Source organism: bacterium (assembly GCA_021372615.1).
GTDB lineage: Bacteria > Armatimonadota > Zipacnadia > Zipacnadales > UBA11051 > JAJFUB01.
Genome location: JAJFUB010000004.1, coordinates 38945 through 59590 on the forward strand (window position 1 = coordinate 38945; position 20646 = coordinate 59590).

8 protein-coding genes are annotated in these 20646 nt (G+C 70.4%); 6 read left to right on the forward strand and 2 right to left on the reverse strand.

Annotation, left to right across the window (positions count from 1 at the left end; all coding sequences use genetic code 11):
• The first annotated feature begins 56 nt into the window (after positions 1 to 56).
• From LLH23_00215 to LLH23_00230, 4 genes are all read left to right on the forward strand, one after another.
• Positions 57 to 2006, forward strand: a complete 1950-nt coding sequence (locus LLH23_00215; protein ID MCE5236898.1) for a metallophosphoesterase — start codon at positions 57 to 59, stop codon at positions 2004 to 2006.
• Positions 2007 to 2105: 99 nt separating this feature from the next.
• A complete protein-coding gene (locus LLH23_00220; GenBank protein ID MCE5236899.1) occupies positions 2106 to 5735 on the forward strand; it encodes a beta-galactosidase in 3630 nt (1209 codons plus the stop codon).
• A gap of 162 nt (positions 5736 to 5897) precedes the next feature.
• Positions 5898 to 9446, forward strand: a complete 3549-nt coding sequence (locus LLH23_00225; GenBank protein ID MCE5236900.1) for a hypothetical protein — start codon at positions 5898 to 5900, stop codon at positions 9444 to 9446.
• A 184-nt stretch (positions 9447 to 9630) separates the two neighbouring features.
• Positions 9631 to 12942, forward strand: coding sequence for a beta-galactosidase trimerization domain-containing protein (locus LLH23_00230; protein MCE5236901.1), 3312 nt, complete (start codon positions 9631 to 9633; stop codon positions 12940 to 12942).
• 108 nt (positions 12943 to 13050) lie between these two features.
• Here LLH23_00230 and LLH23_00235 read toward each other — a convergent pair whose 3' ends face one another.
• A complete protein-coding gene (locus LLH23_00235) occupies positions 13051 to 14334 on the reverse strand; it encodes a hypothetical protein (GenBank protein MCE5236902.1) in 1284 nt (427 codons plus the stop codon).
• A 219-nt stretch (positions 14335 to 14553) separates the two neighbouring features.
• Between LLH23_00235 and LLH23_00240 the strand changes: the two genes are divergently transcribed.
• Together LLH23_00240 and LLH23_00245 are read left to right on the forward strand one after the other, a co-directional pair.
• Positions 14554 to 17736 (forward strand): right-handed parallel beta-helix repeat-containing protein, encoded by a 3183-nt coding sequence (locus tag LLH23_00240; protein MCE5236903.1) that lies wholly within the window; start codon positions 14554 to 14556, stop codon positions 17734 to 17736.
• A 150-nt stretch (positions 17737 to 17886) separates the two neighbouring features.
• The gene (locus tag LLH23_00245) at positions 17887 to 19272 is read left to right on the forward strand and encodes a right-handed parallel beta-helix repeat-containing protein (GenBank protein ID MCE5236904.1); all 1386 of its coding nucleotides are present in this window, start codon (positions 17887 to 17889) and stop codon (positions 19270 to 19272) included.
• Between the two features lie 217 nt (positions 19273 to 19489).
• Here LLH23_00245 and LLH23_00250 read toward each other — a convergent pair whose 3' ends face one another.
• Positions 19490 to 20464, reverse strand: a complete 975-nt coding sequence (locus LLH23_00250) for an ExsB family transcriptional regulator (GenBank protein ID MCE5236905.1) — start codon at positions 20462 to 20464, stop codon at positions 19490 to 19492.
• Positions 20465 to 20646: the final 182 nt, after the last annotated feature.

The window sequence follows — 20646 nt, forward strand, 5'->3', positions numbered from 1 at the left end:
TGCTGCCGACACGCAGCCCCGCCTGTCGCGGGCAGCAGGAGTGACAGCCTGTGCACATGCTGGCCTTCTCCACCCGGCTCACCGCTGCCGCCCTTCTCGTTGCTCTGGCCACGGGCCCGCCGGCCGCCTCCGCCCCGGCTGCGCCCGCGGGCGGCGCCGACGTTGTCCTCAGCGAGGGCTTCGAGGGCCAGATCCCGGATCTGCACACCTACCGCGCGACGTATGCCGGCGACACCCTCCGGGCCCACACCGGCGAGCACTCGCTGCGCGTGACACCGGTCGAAGGTTCCGGCGGCGCCTACTTCCGGCTCGGCGGCCTCGTGGACGGCCACTCCGACTACGAGTTCTCCGTCTGGGTCTGGGCGGCCAAGACCGGCGGGGTGCAGCTCTACGTCTCCGCCAGCGACGGCAAGCAGCGGCACACCAAGGCCCAGTCCTCGGGCGGGGTCGCGGGCCAGTGGTCGCTCATCACCGGCGAGTTGCGCGGCGACGCCTGGCGCGCGACCGACCGTGACGTCATGCTGGCCATGGTGACTGCGGGCGAGAGCTGGTTCGATGACGCGGTGTTGCGCCAGACCCGCCTGCCGCAGCCACCCATCAAGACCTACCCGCCCCTGGCAGCCCGCCTGCGTGCCCGGGCCGCGGAGCACACCGTCACGCTGCCGCCGGGCGGAGAGGTATCTCTCGACGGCCGCGCCGGTGTCCTCGCCGCCGGCTTCGAGGCCGACGGCGACCTCACGACCGGCGCCCCCACGCCGACGATCCCGGCCGACGGCCTGCTGGCCTTCGCGGTGGACGCCCCCCGGGCCATGTACGTGACCGGCGCCCTGGAGTTGGAGCCCGACGGCGACCTGCGGCCCGGCCTGCGGGCCACGGTCCTGTGTGACGACACCGTCATCGGCGCGCCGATGGTCAGCTTCCCCGCCGGCTGGCAGAGCGACGGCAACGCGCTCACCGGCCCGGCCCCGCAGGTCGTCGGCGAGCCGCCGCCGGTCCGCACTGAGCTTGCCTCGTGGCTCATGCCGGCGGGGCGGCACACGATCATGGTCGCCGGCCCGCACTTTCGGACCGCAGGCAGGTTCGTGCGGCTGCAACTGCGCTCCCTCGACCGGGCGACCGCCGCGCCGCTCTACCAGTTCGCGCTCCTCTCCGACACGCACCTGGGCGAGGGGCAGGCGACCTGGATGAACAACAAGCTCGACGGCCCGGCGCAGGCCCAGCTTGCCGCGACGCTGGCCGACCTGCGGGCCGAGAACACCCGCTTCGCCCTGCTCGCCGGTGACATGACCAACCAGGCGACCCGATCCCAGTTCGAGGCCCTGGGGCGCGTCTGCGCCGAGAGCGGGATGCGCGTGTATGGCTGCATCGGCAACCACGATGCGTACTTGTCCACCTCCCGCCCCGACGCCCTGAGTCTGTGCGCCCCCCTGTTCTCCTCCGGCGCCACCGACTATGCCTTCACCGAGGGCCCGCTGCGGTTCATCGTGCTCGACGGCTCCTACTGGCGCCACGCCGACGGGACGCTCAAGGACTACTACGACCCGAAGACAGCCCGGGGCGTGGCCCCCCGGCCTGAGCAGGTCCAGTGGCTTCGCGACACGCTCGCCGCCGACCCGAGGACCCCGGCGCTCTTCGTGTGGCACTACCCGCTCCACAGTCGCGGCGGCCTCTCCTCATGCGGCTACCGGCTGCCGGGCTCAGCCACGGGGGCCGAGGTGCTGGCGACCCTCGCCGCCGCCCCCAACGTGCGCGGCGCCCTGTGCGGCCATACACACTGGAATGAGTTCAGCGTGGTCGACGGGCAGGCCCACCTGGTGAACCCTTCCTTCTGCGAGTGGCCCAACGCCTACCGCGTGTTCCGGGTCTACCCGGACCACGTCGAATGGGAGCTGCGGCAGGTGCGGAACCGGGGCTTCGTGCGGGAGTCTTTCGTGCCACGCAAGGCGCTCTCGTGGATGATCTCGACCGCCCCGGGCGACCTGACCGGGGAGTTCAGTCTGCAGTGACGAGTTCCACCACCAGTAGAGCAGGCGGCCTCGCCTGTGATGTCGCGTCCCACCACCAGTAGGGCAGGCGGCCTCGCCTGCCCGACCAAGGAGAGCCCGATGCGCACCTCGCCCCTCGTGTTCCTCGCCTGTGCCGCTCTGTGCTGTGGCCTCGCCTACCCGGCCGCCGACATGCCCCTGGCGCCGTCCTGGGAGCAGGCCCCGGCCGCGAAGTTCACCTCCGCCGGCGGCGCCGTACTCGCTGACGGCGCGCCCATGCCCCTCCTGATGGACTTCACCTGGAGCGCTCCCGAAGGCGAGGCGATGGTGCACTACCAGAGCCAGTTCCTGGGCACCGCCCACTGGCGCTCGGTGTCGGTCGTCTACGATGGCAACTGGAACTGGGAGCGGCTCGACGCCCTGTACGACTGGGCCGCCAGGCACCGCGTCTACCTCGTGCTGGGCCTCAACGTGCAGCAGGGCGTGGGCTATGTCCGCAAGGACCCCACGGCCTCGGCCCGCACCGCCGACGGCAAGGCCGTCGAGAGCAATGTCTCCTTCATGCACGAGGGCTACCGCCAGGTGCTCGTGCGGGCTCTGACCGAGCTGGCCGACCATGTCCGCAACAAGCCCTACCATCTGGGCTACTATCCCCAGGACGAGTTCGCCTATCGCGCCCTGTCGGGCTATGAGCCCTGTTCGCTGGCGGCCTTCCGCGACTGGGTGGTGAAGCAACGGGGCGGGCTGGCGCAGGTCAACCAGGCATGGGGCAAGCAGTTCGCCAGCGCTGCCGGTATCCAGCCACCGTCGGAAAAGGAGCCCACCCTCGCCTGGGCCGACTGGCAGGAGTTCCGCCGCTGGGCCCAGATGGACTTCACCCGGCTCGTCTACGACACTCTCAAGCAGGCCGACCCCGACCACGTGGTCATCTGGAGCCTCCCCTTCATGGGCTGGTATGCCGACTGTGCAAGCTGGTGGCGCTTCCCGCCCGTCAGCGATGTACTCATGCGCCACGGCATCGGCTACAGCACCGGCATCTTCCGCCTCAAGATGCTCAGCGCCCTGGCCCAGTGGTCGGGCAAGCCCGCCAACGCGCTGTGCATGCCGCCGGAATACAACCCCTCCTTCGTGCAGATGTCGTTCCTGATGGACGGGCCCCAGAGCGGCCTGTCGCATGTCTGCACGGCCGGCACGATCGAGAACGGCCCCTACATGGGCTCGGCCGACCCGCGCGACAACTGGCGGCGGCGCGAACCGCTCTACACCCGCTCCCGCTCGCTGAACGACCTCTGGCGGCAGATGGGTCCAACGCTGCTCTCCAGCCGGCCGCGCACCCCGCAAGTCGGCGTCTCCATCAGCGATCGCCAGGTGCTGCTGGAGGGTCTCAACCTCAACTCCCTCAACGGCGTGCTGCAGTTGCTGGCGGATCTGAACCTGGACACCGAGGTCTTCTCCGAGCTGTCGTGGGACCGGCTCAAGCAGTACCGGGCCGTCGTCCTGGGTTCGTTCAGCCGCTGCGCGGACGCGAAGATGGCGGCCGACCTGCAGCAGTTCGTCCAGGCCGGTGGCGTGCTGGTGGTAACCGACGGGGCGCTGGCGACCGACGAGAACAACCTGCCGGCCGACCGGGGCCTGGATGAATTCGTCGGTAGCACCGAGGCCGCCCGGGCCGAACTGAAGGAGCCCATCGCCGTCGCGGCGCACGATCTGACCCGCGGCCTGACCAGCCTGCCCTCCCTGGGGCAAGTCTCCTTCCGCAAGCCCGCCAGTGGCACGACCGTCCTCGCCGATGTCCCCAGCCAGGGCGCGGTCGTGACCCTGAGGCCGTCTGGCAAGGGTCGCATCCTGTTCTGCGGCGCCGACTTCGGCCTGCCCTACCAGGCGGGCTACACCGAGGACTTCGCCGGCGTGACACGGCCCACCGACAAGCAGACCATGGACGAGCAGGCGGGCTTCCACTTCGACCCGACCCGGGGCGCCGAGCAGGCCCTCGGCCTGCAGGCCCACAAGGCCTGGGGCATGCTCGTACGCTCCCTCCTGGCGAGTGCGGGCCTCACGCCCCGGGTGCAGGTCAAGCAGTACGGCGACGCCATCGGCGCCGTCAAGGCCCTGAGCTTCCGCAGCGGCAAGGACTACTGGATCGGCCTGGCCAACCGCCTCGTGCGCCCGGGCAAGGACTGCCATCGCGATGCGCCCGAGGAGTACCACCAGGTACTGACGGGCGTGCAGGTGGCGCTGGCGCCGGACGCCGATGCCGCCCCGCGGTTCGCCGTGGTCCTGCCCGATGGCGCGCAGACCGCCGCGGGCTTCAGCGCGGTGCCGCAGATGCTGAAGCTGTCCGGCAACGCCTTCACGCTGCCGCGGCTCACCGACTACAAGATGGTGCTGCTCACCGCCGGGCATGACCCGGTGCTGGGGTTGGAGGTAGCGCCGCGCCGGGCCGTGCGGGGGCAGAGCTTCAAGCTCGCCGCCCACGCGGTCAACCCCTCGGCGCAGGCGGTGCGGCTCGACCTCGTGGTGGACGCCAGCCCGGGGCTGCAGGCGGGCCAGAAGCTGACTCTGAGCTGTCCGCCCGGGGGCGCCGCCTCGGCCTCCTGCACGGTCGCCGTCGGCCCGCAGACTCAGCCGGGCTACGAGACGCTACAACTGGTGGCTACGTACAAGGAGCGACGGCTCTTCTCGCCCAGCGCGGAGATCGAGATCGCGCCGGATGTCACGCTGCAGGTCACCGGCGCGGACCGCACGCTCTTCCCCGCCGAGGAGGGCGGCTCGCGGATCAGCGTGGTGGCGACCAACAACCGCCCCGAGGCCGGCACGCTCACTGCCGACGTGCAGGTGGCGGACGGCTACGCCGCGACTCCGGCCAACCTGCGCCTGGCCCTCCCCCCGGGCCAGACAATGCGCAGTGAGCTGGTCGTGAAGGCGGGGCCGACCACGCCACCACTGGCCGAGGGCCGTCTCAGCGTCGTCACCCAAAGCGGCAGCGCACGCGACGGGTTCCAGCGGTCCCTGCGGCTGGCGCGCGGGGTCGTGGCCTATGTGGACACGCGGCCGGTGCGCCTGGCGGCCGCCGAGGACTCCCGCCGCCCGGTCGGCCTGGCTTGCCTCGAGAACCGCCACCTCCGGGCCGAGTTCATCCCTCAGTCCGGCACGCTGCACTCACTCATCCCGCGCTTCGCCGGGCGCGACTTCCTGCTCGAAGGCGACTACCCCATCGGCCTGGTCTGGTATGGTGCCGGCAACTACGCGCAGACCGAACTGATCGCCGACGATCAGCAGGCCCGGCTGGTGCTCACCGGCGGGCCCGGGGGCAAGACGACCCTCACGGCGACCCTCGGCCGCGACGACCGGCAGCTCCAGTGCGTCTGGGACGCCACCGCCGTCGGGCTGCAGACGAACACGTTCTACCTGATGAGCCACCTGTCGCTGCTGGCCCGGTCCGATACGCTGGTCGCCCCGGAGAAGGGGGCGCTGGCGCGGTTGCCGCGGGGCAGTCGGACGATAGCAGCCGAGCAGCTCGCCGCGCCCTGGGTAGCCGCGGAGAGCGGCGATGGCCAGGAAGTGCTGGGCGTGGCCTTCGACTTCCCGGCGCTGCAGCAGGTGACTCTCCGTCCCGGCGGCGGCGGGTACAACTACATGCTCTTTGGCCCGAAGGCCGAGCCGCCGGGCAAGATGACCTTCTGGCTGACGGGTCTGCAGGGCAATGCCCAGGCGGTCGCCGACTGGGCCGCCCAACTGCCCCGGCCCTGACCGCCGCCGGTCGGTCCCTTGACCTGCCCACTGCTGGAGGACAGAACGCACATGTGACAATCGTCTCGACGGACCACCGCCCCCCGAACCACTCGCCACGCTGCCGCATGGGCGGCGTGGGCCGCCCTACTGCTGGTATGCGCGGCGGCGAGTGCCCAGCCTGTGAACCTGCTGCCGAACGCGGGCTTCGAGGCCGGGCCCGCGGGCGCGGCCGACGCGTGGGACCTGAACTTCTGGGAGCCCGCCGGTCAGCCGCGCTCGACCGGCGGCGTGAGCGACACGGCGGCGCACACCGGCCGGCGCAGTCTCCACGTCGCTGGCACGGGCGCCGGTAGCCACGCCTACTGGAGCTGCCGCAACCTCCCCGCCGAGCCCGGCAAGCGCTACGTCCTCTCCGTGTGGGTCAAGCCCCACGGCGTGATGCCGCCCGCCAGCCTGTGCCGCGTCCACCTCGGCTTCCAGGACAGCCGCGGCGAGATCATCCAGGACAGGGACCATCCCTTCTACGCGGGGTGGGCCTACGCCAGCCTGGATGGCACCGCCGACTGGGTGCCACTGGGCGTGGAGACCCGCGCTCCGGCGGGGACCGCGCGGATGGGTGTGACCCTCCGCTTCGTCGGCATGGGCGAGGCCTGGCTCGACGACGTCGCTCTCATCGCCGACGAGACGGCCCCCGTACCCGCGCCCCCGGCGGGGCTGTGGCAGGGCGCCTCCTGTCAGGCGCCGCAGACCGTCGCCGGCGAGACCACATGCACGCTGGTCCTCCGCAATCAGTACGCGGCACCGGCTGAGAACCTGCAGATCACCGCCAGTGGCCCTGACGGGCTCACGGGGACGAGCGCCCAGCCCCTGACCATCGCCCCGGGCCAGCGAGGCACCGTGCCCGTCCAGGTGCGCTTCCCCGCACAGATGGCCTCGCGCGACGCGCGGGTGCTCTTCACCGGCGCCTACACCGTGGGTGGCGTCGCGCAGTCGGCGCAGTGGCTCGGCAGCTTCACTGTCGTGCCGGCGGCTCTGATGGCCGCCGTGAAGGAGGACTGCTGGGGGCTGATAGACGGGCCGGCGCCCGCCGGCGCGCCCCCCGTGGAGATCATGGGCCTGCTGCTGACCCGGGACGGAACGACCCGCTATCTGTCCTCCTCGGAAGCCGTGGCCCTGCGCCCCGAGGGCGATGCGCTGGCCGCCGTCGTGCGGCTGAATGGCGCCGCGCGCGCCTCCGGCCCACAGCGCCTGCAGTGGGAGTGCCTGGACGCCTTCTTCCGTCCGGTAACGGGCGATCTGTCGGTGGACGTCCCGCTGGGCCGTTCGTTTCTGGCCAAGCTCGCGCTGCCTGACCGCCAGGTGCGCCGCCTCTACCAGACGGGCCGCGAAGCGGGAGCCGACCGCTTCCGCCTGCTGTGCCGGCTGGAGCGCGACGGCGGCACCGCCGAGACCACCCAGAGCGATCTGCGCCTGCAGCCCGACGCCCCCGCGACACCCGATCTGGGGCCGCTGCCCGGCAGCGTCACCGCGGACCTGCCTGTGTATGGCCGCTTGCGCCTGGTGGATGAGGTGCTCTGCGGCGACCCGCGCGATCCGCACCTGCTGCGCCAGGGCGGACGCGGGCTGGCCAACAAGTATACCAGCGACCCGCTGGGCTACTACGGTGGCCGGGACCGGCTCAGCTTTGACTGGGCCCTCGACTACCGCGACGACCGCGACCAGTTCACACAGGTGGCGACGATCCTGGGACGCCCCTGCCGCACCACCGACCAGTGGGGCTGGTTCGCGTATCGCATGGGCCGGGGGGTGCTGCAACCCGGGCGGCACTATGTGCTGGCGGTGGACTACCCCGAGGACACCTCGCGCAGCTGCCTGCTCTGGAACGGCCTCGACGGCTCCTCCGCCATCGGCTTCCACACCGGCAGCGCCCTGGGCGACCCGCACACCCGCCAGCGCTTCATGCAGAAGGTGGACCTGCCGCTGTCCGGCCAGTACCGACGCACTCTCTCCCTCTTCACACCTACGGCGACGGAGGGTTGGGTCGCTCTGCACACGCTGGGGCCGAAGGCCGACCCCTTCTCCTCGGGCCTGGCGGTCAACGCCCTGCGCCTCTACGAGCTGGGAGATGATGCCGCCCTCGACCGGCTCGCGCTCCAGGTCACCGAACCGGTCGGCCTGCCCCACCGGCAACTGGGCTTCATCCAGGAGGACATGACGCCTGCGCCGAAGCGCCTGGCCCAGTGCCAGCTCTACGGCCTGAACATGTTCGCCCCGCTGATCCTGTCCTATGGCGGTGGCACATACTCCACCAACAGCGGCTACATCGGCTGGCCGAGCAAGCTGTTCGGGCCGGAGGGCCTGCGCAACCCCCTGGCCCTGGCCAAGCCGCCCTACTACCGCTTCCAGCCGCTCCTGGCCGAGAGCATCCTGGCCGAGGCGGACCAGCGGGGCATGACCGTGTGGCCGCTGCTGGAGTACTGCGGCACCGGCCAACTGCCGCCCGAGGCCCTGGCCGTATGGCCCGACGGCAAGCCCCACTACTACCACTGGGGCACGGAAGTGGGGCCCGATGGCCTGCGCCGGATGCGCTACCTGGCCGATGGCCAGTGCCTCGACATGGCGCACCCGGCCGTGGGTGAGGACCTCGCGAAGCTGGCCACGGAAATCGCCACCCAACTGGGCGGACACCGGAGCCTCGGTGGGCTGGTGCTCGCCCCGCGGTTCTCCGCCTGGCAGATCAGCTACAGCGACTTCGAGTTGCAGCGGTTCAGCCGTGACCGCAAGATCTCCCTGCCCGCGCGCGACGCCGCGCAGTGGGTCCACGACCACCACCTGCAGGAGTTCTACGACTGGCACTACGAGCGCAAGCGCGAGAACCTGCTGCGGGCCGTCGCGGCCCTGCGCCAGGCCAATCCCGCCCTGCGGCTAATGGTCCTGAACTACAACGGGGGCGATGACAACCTGCACTTCGGCACCCCGCTGTACTGGTGGGACAAGCCGCGCGCCGACGAGCTGCTCGTGCCGGGGCAGGTGTCGCTGCCCGATCTGAGCCGCCTCAACCTGACGCGGATGATGGAGGACCCGACGCGGCCCGATGTGGCCGTGCTCAGTGTGGGGATGAACCCGCCGCTGTACGCACAGGACAAGGGCCTGCTGAACCTGCCGCCCGCCCACTATCCCTTCCTGTGCGGCAACGCGGACTTCCTCAACCACTTCCGCACCGGCGAGGGCAGCGCCGTCTGTCTGTGGTGGATCTACAACGAGGATGCGTTCATGAACCATCCCGCCGCAGGCTGGAACTGCCCGGGCCTCAACGGCAACGAGCCGGCGGGGCGCTACAGCATGCTCGACGAGGTGCTCGCGATGGCGGCCAGCGACCCGGTGGTGCTGGCCGTGCGCATGGGGCAACTGAACCGGGGCTTCCCCGACGTGGCGCGCGATTTCGCCGCCGCCTACCGTGCCCTGCCCGCCGTCCCCTCCACGGTCGTTCGGGCCTGTGATGACCCGCAGGTCGTCGTGCGGCGCTACGACACGTCGCAGGGGGTCTACCTGGCGGTCATCAACACCGGCCTGGGCCCGCAGGGCAAGACGATCCAGCTCGACCCGCGCGCCCTGGGTGGCCGTGCTCTGCGCAACCTCGTGACCGGCGAGCAGCGCCAGGGCACGGACCGCCTCACACTGACCGTCCCCCCGGTCAGCCTGACGTCCTGGCTCATGGCAGGCCCCTAGCGCCGGCCTGTAGCGCGGGCGGCCTCGCCCGCGCGCCCCCCGCAAGCAACAGCACCGTAGTTGCCAGACGTTTCTGGGAAGGTCGTGCGCTCGGCTACGGCCAACAGTCCGCGCGGGCCGGCGCTTGCCGCCAGGCCCACCGGTTTGCCCATAGACCATGCCTGCCACACGGGAGACGCTTGACATGACCCGCACTGCCCGCTCACCCATGGTCGTTGCCCTCGTTCTCCTGCTCACGATCGGCGCCGGCGTCGGCCTCGCCGCGCCGTACCGGATCGCCGCCGTCACCGTCCCGCACGGCCCGGCCCTGACCGGCGACCTCTCCGACCCGCTCTGGCAGCGGGCCGCGCACCTCCCGGCCTTCGTGGCCGCCGATGGACTGAGCAAGCCGCACGCGCCCACCGAGGCCTACCTGCTGGCCGACGCCGAGGCCCTCTATGTCGGCTTCGTCTGCCACGAGCCGCAGGCGGGCCAACTGGTCGCCAATGCCGCCGAGCGCGACAGCTCCGTCTGGACCGATGACTGCGTCGAGTTCCTGCTGGACCCGAGCAATGGCGATACCTCGATGTTCCACTGGATCGTCAACTCCCGGGGCACGCTATGGGATGGCTTCCACGGCCTGGCCGGCGCGGACGCGGAATACACCTCCCACGCCACCGCGAAGGCTGCCGTCGGCGCCGACCGCTGGACGTGCGAGCTGCGCCTCCCGTGGGCGGATGTGGCGGGGACTCCGCAGCCGGGCGAGGTGTGGGGAATGAACTGCTGCCGCGAGCGTAAGCTCGAGCCCGAGGAGATCACCTCCTGGGCCCCCTCCTACGGCAACTTCACTGACCCGAGCTACCTGGGAGAAGTCGCCTTCCCGCCCGCGCCGGGCCCGGTGGCGGTGCAGGTTCTTTCTCGGGGCGCTGTCAGCAGCGACGCCAACGAGCGCGGTCTGAATGTCTTCAGCGTCACCGCGAGCAATCGCGGCGCGAAGGCCGCCAGTGTGCGGACCACCGTCTGTGCAGGCCGCGCCCTGCTGGCGACGAAGCAGGTGTCGGTCTCTCCGGGTCAGAGCCAGTCACTGCAGGTGCCCTACACCGTCCCCCCTGCGGGTCAGCCCGTCCTGGACTTCGCCGTGCTCGTGGACGGCAAGCCTGTCTACGGCAGCAGCCTGACCGCGCTCAAGCCCGTGGGCAAGATGGCCCGCACCTGGGTCACGCCCGACCCGCTCTACCAGGAGTTGCTGACCAGGGAGCCCCCCGGCCTGCGCAGCCAGGGCCACCTGATGTGGTCCCACCTGGTCCTTGTCCCCCAAAGCCGCGAGGCCGCCGTCCGCTTCGGCGTCCGCTACGTCCTCGACGAGGCCTATGGCGAGTACGGGAGGCACAAGAGCCAGATCATCAGCAGTAGCGCCCCGACGGGCGAGCGCGCCCAGTACATGGAGCGCCACGGCGTGACGGTGGTCGTCGAAGGCCCCACTCGCGCCCCCGGCTCCCCCTGGGTCCTCGACCCGGCCAGCATCCAGAACCTGCTGCAGTCCTTCGAGAAGCTCCTCAGCCAGCCCCACCCGCTCGTCTGGGCCATCTCCGCCGGCGACGAGATGGACGAGATCGCCCTACGCGAGGGCGCCGACCTGATGGCCAAGCCACCGGCCGACTTCCCCTACCTCCAGCAGGCCGACGCGGAGGTCAAGCGGGACTACGGCGGCGGGCAGTGGGGCATCCCCGTGGGCCAGCGCGATCCCAGCCCGTACCGCTGGATCGCCTACCGCCGCTGGTGTGCCGCCAAGATGCGCGAGCGCCACACCCGGCTGCGCGAGCTGGTCCAGCGCCTCGACCCGAAGCTGCTCATGCTCGGCGCCGACGCCCAGGGCGGCCGCCTGATGCCCTACGAGTGGAGCAGCCAGGCCGACCTCTTCGACATCTTCACCCAGCAGTGGACCCCCGCCCGCACCCGCTGGCGCGCGCAACTGGGTTGCATCAGCAAGCTGCTGTCCGACCTCACCGGCAAGGACGCCTGGCCCTGCGCCCACGTCGAGCGCTACAGCATGGACCCCACGCCCGACGAGGTGGTCGAGGAGCTGAGCCAGATCTTCCGCAACGGCGGCAGCGGCGTCCACCTGTACATGCCCGACACGGCCGGCGGCGACAAGCTGGTGGGGGACACGCGCGTGTGCTACTTCGGCTCGCCGCGCCGCTACCACACCATCATGAACATCCTGGACCTCTCGCGCACCATGCCGCGCTTGAAGTACCCCGCCGAAGGCCGCACGGCCATCCTGTTCAATGATGACACCCTCCAGGCCGACCCCGAGCAGGGCGGGCGCGGCTACTGCGCCGTCGTCGAGGCCTGTTACACCCTCCTGGGCCCGGTAGCGCGCTCGTGGTTCAAGTTCATTGACTGCGCCCAGGTCCTCAAGCTGCCCTCGCTCCACGAGCGCTTCGACACCATCGTCCTCCCGGTCGCCACCTACCAGCGCCCGGAGATCGTGGCGAAGCTGCGCGACTTCGTGATGCAGGGCGGCACGTTGATCTGCGGCGACCGCACAGCCTTCCAGACCGATGTCCTGGGGAACGACACCGCCGCCGTCCGCGCCGAGATCTTCGGCGTCACCGATGGGCCGGTCCACACCGTGAACACCCTCACCCTCACGGTCAAGGAGCTGGGGCCGCCCCTGGCCTTCTCACACGATGTGCGGCAGTTGCAGCCCAACCCGGGTAGCCGTGTGACCGCCCTGGCCACCTTCCACAATGGCGACCCGGCGATCGCCTGCAACGCGCTGGGCAAGGGCCGGGCCATTCTGTTTGCCTACAACCCCTTCACCTTCAGCGCCGTCGCCGACGCGGACTGGCGCGAGTTCTTCACCCGCTTTGCCCGCTGGACCGGCGCCCCGGTCAACCTGGACATCTGGCGCTTCCAGTTCCCGCGGTCGGTCATCTGGCAGGAGCCGCAGCAACCCGGCTTCTGCCTGACCAACAACCACGTCCTGTGGCAGGAGGAGACCCCCAAGTACCCCCAGAACCGCGACCTCGGCGCGACGTACCGCTACTCGCTGCCGCCGGACGCCATGCCTGACGAGCAAGTCCAGGGCGATGCCATCCCGTGCCAGATCGGCCACCTCACCGACCGCCGCGACTCGATCATGGCGAAGAAGACGAAGGCCGCCTGGTACACCCCCTACGAACTGCCTGCCAGCCGCTGGGTCGTCTCGTGGGCCAAGCCCGACCCGGTCGCTGTCACCTTCGACCTGCGCCAACCGTGGAGGCTGCTGCAGTTCAAGCTCTGGTTCCGCGACACCCTCCCCGCGGTCACGGTCGAGGGCAGTGCCGACGGGCAGCAGTGGCGGTTGCTCGGGCGAGGCAGGGGAGAGGAGGCCGGCGCGGACGTGCGCGACTTGACGATCGCACTGGACCCGAAGACAGCCAGCCGCTTCGTCCGCGTCACCTTCGCCGCTCGCCAGCCGGACCAGAAGCTCACCCTCGTCGAGACCGAGGTCTGGGCGGCCGACAAGTAGCGGCACGGACCGCGGGCTTTCCAGCCCGCAGCAGCATGGACCGCGGGCTTTCCAGCCCGCGGCCGCATGGAGCGCGGCTCTCCAGAGCCGCAGCCGTCGTCACGCCTGCTAGCCCTTGAGCTGTTCGAGCAGCCCCACGGCGGCCTCGACGATCTGCTCCCCGAAGCCGGGCATGTACGGGGTGGAGTTCGGCTCGTACGCGCCCTCCTCGAAGGCCCGGCCGGTCGGGATGTACCCGACGCTGTCATTGCCCAGTTCCAGCACCATCGTCTGCGCGAAGGGCGAGCGGCGCTTGATCTCCAGCCCCAACTCAACGAACAGCTCTCCGGGCGCGCTGACGAGGGCCAGGTCGCCGATGCGCAGGGCCTGGACCACCGTGGTGTGCGCCGTCGGCGGCGTCGCCTCGAACCGCCGCACCCGGCGCTGGAACGACCGCTCGCCCATCAGCACGGGCTTCCCGGCCGCGAGGCGGTCCTCGATCTCCTGGGCCTGCGCCAGGTCCTCCGGGGTGGCTGGCGGACGCGCTGCGAGGGTCACTTCCGCCAGCGCCCCGGCCAGCGGCGCCTCCCCGATGAACTCCGCCTCATTCCAGGCCCACAGGGCGTTCGCCGCCACCAGCGCCGCGGCCCGCTCGCAGTGCTGGTAGTGGTCGTTCCGGTTCGTGACGCGTCCCATGACATTCACGTTGTTGATATCCCCCGAGGCCCCATTGGACAGCGCCGCCACGAAGCTCGCCCCGCGCAGCCGCTGGATCAGCGTCGAGAAGAACCCGAAGTAGTCGGCCGAGAACGACGTGAAGTCGTCGGGGATGCCGACATAGTGCAGGGCATAGTTGCCCAGCAGGCCAAGCGGGCCACTCCCGGGGCGGCGCAGGACCATCACGCCCACTTCAGGGTCGGTCGGACCGGCCGGCTCGACCACGTCGGGGTTGCGCACACCGGGGTTCGTCTGCACCGTGCCATCGGCCATGCGGTAGCGGCGGTTGAAGACCAGGCGGCCCTCCGTCGTCCGCGCCCATCCCACCTCCGCTTCCTCACGGGCCTGCCAGGCGACGCGCACCCCATCGGCGATGCGCCCCCCCAGCCACTCGGTGTAGGCGTCATCGCCGGTCTCGGGCCCGGTGTGCGTGTGGGTGCAGGCGATGAGCACCTGCTCGGGCTTCAGCCCCGTGGTCTCGGCAATGCGGGCCTTGGCCTGGTCCAGGTACTTGCGGCCCACCCCGATGACATCGCACACAGCCACCGCCACAGCGGCCCCGGAGTCCTCGAGCGCGAAGCTGCGCACGTGCAGCGGATCGTGCACCGTGCTGGCCGTGCGCTCCTCGAAGTAACCCCGCATCCGGGTTCCGAGGGGAGGAGTGATATCGAGACACGACACGCCCGCCGTCAGCATGTGAACACCTCGTCCTGTCAGAATTGCGGCGGGGCCACCGGGCGCGCGTGCTTCACTGGCCTGGCCTCGCCCCACCGATGGCACCTGTTCCGCCTCCGTACCGCCGGCACCTTGCTTCCGTCCCCTCGGGCGTTGCCCTGAGGCAGGTCCGGCGGAGCAGGATCGGGAACCCCTACCCCCGAATGCTCGCCCTGTGTCCGTCACCAGGAGGGAAATGCCATGTTGTCCGGGATCGGTCTGGCTCTCAGCCTCGGCTTGCTGCTCGGCGCCTGCTGCCCCACGTCGGCGGCCCCACCCCGCGAGACGACCTTCTACGTCTCACCGGCCGGCAACGACGCCTGGTCGGGGACGTTGTCGGCACCGGCCGCCGGCCGCAAGGACGGCCCCTTCGCCACCCTCACCCGCGCCCGCGACGCCATCCGCGCTCTGAAGGCCAAGGGCCCCCTGAGCAAGCCGGTCATAGTGCGGCTGCGCGGCGGCAGATACGCCGTCACTGACACCATCGCCTTTGAGCCCCAGGACTCCGGGACCGAGCAGTGCCCGATCACCTACGCCGCCTTCCCCGGCGAGAAGCCGGAGTTGATCGGCGGCCGGCGACTGACGGGCTTCAAGCCCGCTGCGCAGGGGCAGCTTGTCGTGTTCCTCCCGGAAGTCAAGGCGGGCCAGTGGAGCTTCCGCTCCCTGTTTGTGGATGGCCGCCGTCAGGTCCGCGCGCGCTACCCCAACTTCGACCCCACCAACCCCTACCGCGGCGGCTTCCTCTACGCCGGCAAGAGCCCCGGCGGCCTCGGCGGCACGGTCGGCAACATCCACAACGCCGGCGACTGGATGGAGTACAAGGTGAGCATCCCGGCCGACGGCGAGTACGCCGTCTGGGTCTTCTACGGGGCCCAGAACGCCCCGTATGGCCGCACGGACATGGCGGGCCGCACCGGCCTGACCGTGGACGGCGGCGAGCCGGTCATGCTGACCAACCTGCAGGACACCGGCGCCTTCTCGGCCACCCGCTGGAGCCGCACCGCCACCCTCCGCCTCACCGCCGGGCAGCACACCATCCGCTGGACCAACTACCAGGGCGGAGGGCTGATCCTGGGCGGGATGCTGCTGAGTGATGACCCCGCGCTCAAGCCGGAGCAGCCGGTCGTCCCGCCGACCGCCCCCGGCCGCCACACCGTCGTCATCCAGGTGGACCAGTTCGCGGCCTACAACGGCAAGCAGCTCCAGGCCAGCCCCGGCGCCAACACCGGCACCAAGGACGCCCTGGGCCTCAAGCCCGAGGTCTTCAAGCAGTCCTGGCTCAGCCCCGGCGCCGAGGTGCACGTCTTCCCCTCCGGCCAGGGCAGTTGCCGGGCCTTCATGGAGATCCTCACCCCGACCGGCTACGACGCCAACACGGAGCGGCTGCAACTGGGCGGCAAGGAGGCCTCCTGCCCGCTCATTCCGGGCGACCGCTACTATGTGGGCAATGTCTATGAGGAACTCGACAGCCCCGGCGAGTGGTATCTCAACCAGGAGACCGGGATGCTGTACCTGCAGCCCCCTCCCGGCTTCTCCGCCAGGTCCGAGGTCATCGCGCCGACCCTCGGCCGCATGATTGACCTGCAGGGCGACCCGGCCGGCAAGCAGCCGGTCTCGTACCTGCGCTTCTCCGGCCTGACCCTCCGCTGCACCGATTGGGCGCTGGGCGAGGGCTGCGCGGGCTATGGCATGGGCTCGGACGGCACGATCTACGGCCGCCACGCTGTTGCCTGCGCCGTGGAGAACTGCACCTTCTCGGCCCTCGGCAAGCACGCCGTCGCCTGGAACGGGGGCGAGGGCAACCGCGTGGCGGGCTGCGACATCTCCCACGGCGCGGGCGGGGGAATACTCATCTCGGGCAGCGCCCGCAACACCGTCACCGACAACCACATCCACCATATCGGCGAGGGCTACAAGCACAACGGCGGCGTCTGCCTCACCGGCGCCAACGCCTCCGAGAACCTCGTCTCCCACAACGCCATCCATGATGTCTCCCGGTACGCCATCACCATGAAGGGCGCGGGCACCAAGAACGTCATCGAGTACAACTTCATCCAGAACACCAGTCTGGAGACCTACGACACCGGCGCCATCGAGGTGACCCAGGGCGACCGCAACGCCCAGAGCGGCACGAAGATCCACGGCAACCTCGTGCTCGACGGCGTCGGCTACTCCTCGAGCTATGAGAAGCCCGTCTTCTGCTCCTGGGCCATCTACCTGGACTCCTTCGCGGGCGGCTATGAGGTCACCGACAACGTCTGCGCCCGCAGCTCCTACGGCTGCCTGCACCTGCAGGGCGGCAAGGGCAACACGGTCCTAAACAACATCTTCGTGGACGGCGCGCAGTATCGGGGCTCGCTGAGCAACTTCGACAACAACTGGGCCAACAACGTCGTGGAGCGCAACATCTTCGCCTGGCAGTACCCCCAGGCCCGCGGCTTCACCTGCGGCAAATTCGGCCCGGATGTCCTGCGCATGGACTACAACCTGTACGGACCCCCGCCGGGTGTCGAGCCGAAGTTCGGCCGCGGCAACTCCACCTTCGCCGAGTGGCAGGCCCTCGGCTTCGACCAGCACGGGGCCATCGCCGACCCCAAGTTCGTGGACCGCGACCGCGACGACTATCGCCTGAAGCCCGACTCGCCCGCCCTCGCCCTGGGCTTCAAGCCGCTGGCGCTGACCCGCGCGGGCCTGGTCGGCAAGCGCTGCACCTGCAGGATCACCCCGCTGTGGCCGGAGTTCTGGGCCGCGGCCCAGGCCATGGTCAAGACGCAGCCCGCGCAGTTGGCGCCGCCCGTGCCGCTGCACGCCGTCGCGGTCACGCAGGCCCCGACCGTTGACGGGACGGTCAGCGCCGGCGAGTGGCCCGGCTATGCGGTGACCATGGGGCAGACCCCCGAGCGCCGACCTGTCTCCGGCCCGCCCTGCAGCGCCTACATCTGCCACGACGCCACGACGCTCTACGTGGCCGTGACGGTGCCCTTGCGCTTGCCCACCAGTGTGCACCGCCAGGGCCCGCAGGGCGTGGTGGATCAGACCGAGGTGGTCTTCCGCGACGCTTCCGGCGCCAAGCCGGGGCCGACCTTCTCGGTCCTGGGGAACGTCAGCGGCGTGCACGAGGTGTCCGGCCACACCAACGCCCCGGAGGCGCTGAACCAGGCCGTGCTGAAGGCCTCGCGCTTCGCCGCCCGGGTGGGCGCGGACCAGTGGACCGGCGAGTGGGCCATCCCCCTGGCCGCCGCGGGCATCACGATGCGTCCGGGCCTGAAGCTCGGCTACAACATGGGGACTTTCCGCAGTGAGACCAACGAGTGGCTGATCTGGGTCGGCGCCCTGGCCACCACCCTGGACCTCGACGGCGGCGGCCTGCTCATCCTGGACTGATACCCGCCGCCCACGGCCCCGTAGGGCAGGCGGCCCCGCCTGCCCCTGCCCGTCGCGCGCGGGCGGGGCCGCCCGCGCTACTGCGGCGTGGATACAACCGCCAGCCTGAACCAAACCACCGGGGCCTCGCCCCGAGCACTGGAGTAGACGATGTCTTGTGACCCGACGCTTCCCAGCAGCTACGATGTGCGCCGCTTCGGCGCCCTGGGCGATGGCCAGACCCTCACCACGGCCGCCCTGCAGCAAGCCCTGGACACCTGTGCGGCCGACGGTGGCGGCACGGTGGTCGTGCCCGCCGGCACGTACCTCACCGGCACGCTCTACCTGAGGAGCCATGTGACGCTGCACCTGTGCGCCGGCGCCACCCTCCTGGGCAGCCCCCGGCCGGAAGACTACAACCCCGACGACGTCTTCCCCGAGAACCGCGTCTTCGCGATCGAGAAGGTCTCGGGCGCCCACCTCATCATTGCCTATCGCCAGGAGCATGTGGCGATCACCGGCGAGGGCACCATTGACGGCAACAGCGCCGCGTTCTTCGAGGCGCTGCCGGAAGAGGAGATCACGCGCTCGTATCGCCGCAAGAGCCGCAACTTCCCCTTCCGCGGCTGGCGCCCGGGCCAGATGGTCTTCTTCTGCCGCTGCACTGATGTCGCCGTGCGCGACGTCACGCTGCGCAACGCGCCGTACTGGACGCTGTTCCTGCACGGCTGCCGCTGGGTGCAAGTGCGCGGACTGCACATCACCAACCCGCCTCAGACCGCCAACGGCGACGGGATAGACCTGGACTGCTGCCAGGAGGTTACGGTCAGCGACTGCCTGATCGAGTCAGGCGATGACTGCATCACCTTGCGCGCCAACGCCGCCCCGCTGGGCGAGGCAGCCCAGGACTGCGCGAACGTAGTCGTGACCAACTGCGTGCTCAGCACGCCGTGCAACGCCATGCGCATCGGCGTGGGCGACGGGGTCGTGCGCGACTGCACCTGCAGCAACATCATCATCAAGGAGGCCCGCACGGGGCTGAGCATCGTCGCCTGCTACTCGGAGCGCTCCGCCCACGGTGCGCGCCTGGAGAACCTGCACTTCGCGCACTGCGTCATGGACACCATGATGCCGATCAACCTGCAACTGGGGCCACACGCCAAGCCGCCGGCCACGATCCGCAACCTGAGCTTCTCCCACTTCCATCTGCTGGCCCGGCAGGGCTGCTACTTCGGCGGCAACCCCGGCCACCCGGTCCAGGACCTGCGCCTGCACGAAGTGGACCTGCGCCTGACCGAGGGCGACGTCAACCCGAGCTTCCAGGCCGCGCAGGCCCATCCGGGCGGCGGCGCCAACGGCATCCCCTCGGGCCTGCTCGCGAGCTACGTGGACGGGCTACGGGTGGACGGTCTGCGGGTGCGCTGGGAGGACGACGCCGTCGCGGACTGGCAGTACGCGGCCGAGATCGAGCATAGCACGAACGTAGCGTTGGAGCGCGTCGAGGCCACCCCGCCCCCGCACTTCGCCGAGCGGGACGCTGTGCGCTACGAGGGGTAGAGAACCGAACGGCGGCCCGCCGAGGCGGGCCGCCGTCCCCGTGTACTGAGGTTTGTGCAAGTAGGGGAAGAGGCCGTGGGTGCCGCGTCGTGTGCGGCGGGCCCCACGGCTGGCGGCGGGGCCCGCCGCACACGTGAGAGCGCAAGCGGTCTCGGCGGCACCCGCCGCCTGAGCGTTTCCTCGCATACGCCGACATCAGTAGGTCGCCACAGCGCGGCTACACGACCTCCATGGTGGAGGGCGGCTTGGTGGCGATGTTGTAGGTGACGCTGACCACGCCGGGGACCTCGCCCGTCAGGCGCGCGCTGAGGCGCTCCAGTGTCTCCCACGGCAATCGCGTCGGGCGCGCGGTGCGCGCGTCCGTGCTGTCCCAGCAGCGCACCTCGATCTGCAGCCCGAAGTCACGCTCCCCCGCGCGCATCCCCGTGACCCGGTCCTCGTGCAGGATCGCCATGTACTGGAAGGCCTTCACGCCGGCCAGTTCCTCTTCGGTGATGCTCGTCGCCTGCCGGACCAGCGCCAGCCGTTCCGCCGTCGCTTCCCCGACGATGCGGGCCGCGAGGGCAGGCCCGGGGAACGGCATGCGGTTATACACGGACTCGGGTAACCCCAGCCCCTGGGCCAGCTTCCGCACCCCATCCTTGCGCAGTTGGACGATGGGCTCGAGGATCTCGTAGCCGAAGGCCTGCTGGGGGTCAATCCCCAGTTGGGCGAACACATTGTGTTGCCGCTTGATGCCCGCTACGGTCTCATCCACGTCCGTGAGGATCGTGCCCTGCAGCAAGTGCCGGGCGCCGCTGGCCCGGACCAGGTCGCCGAAGACATCGCGGTAGAAGGTCTGCGTCACGGCCTCCCGCTTGGCCTCCGGGTCCGTCACCCCCCTCAGGGCCGTCAGGAATTTGTCGCGGGCATCAATCAGCTCCACACGCACACCCAGGTCCGCGAACAGCCGCACGATGCGCTCCGGCTCGCCCTCGCGCATCAGCGCATTGTCTATGAGGTACGTCTTCAGACGGTCCCCCAGGGCCCGATGCCCCAGCATCGTCACCACCGACGAATCCACGCCCCCGGACAGTGCATTGACGGCCAGACCGGAGCCGACCGCGGCTGAGATGCTGGCCGCTTGCGTGGCGATGAACTTCTCGGGGTTGAGGTCCTGCGCTGTGATCTCCTGGATACTCACGTGCCTCACTACTCCCTCCATCTGCAGAATGGTGCTGCCGGGGTGTGCTCTGAGGCAGGGGACGTGTCATCCCTGGCCGGTACCCCCCAGTTCCCCGCGCACCCATCACATACCTCGCGGCCGCCCCCTCCCCGGGCGGGCGCGGCAGGAGAAGCGTAGCGGGGGAGAGAAGCTCTACCATACGAGTCCCG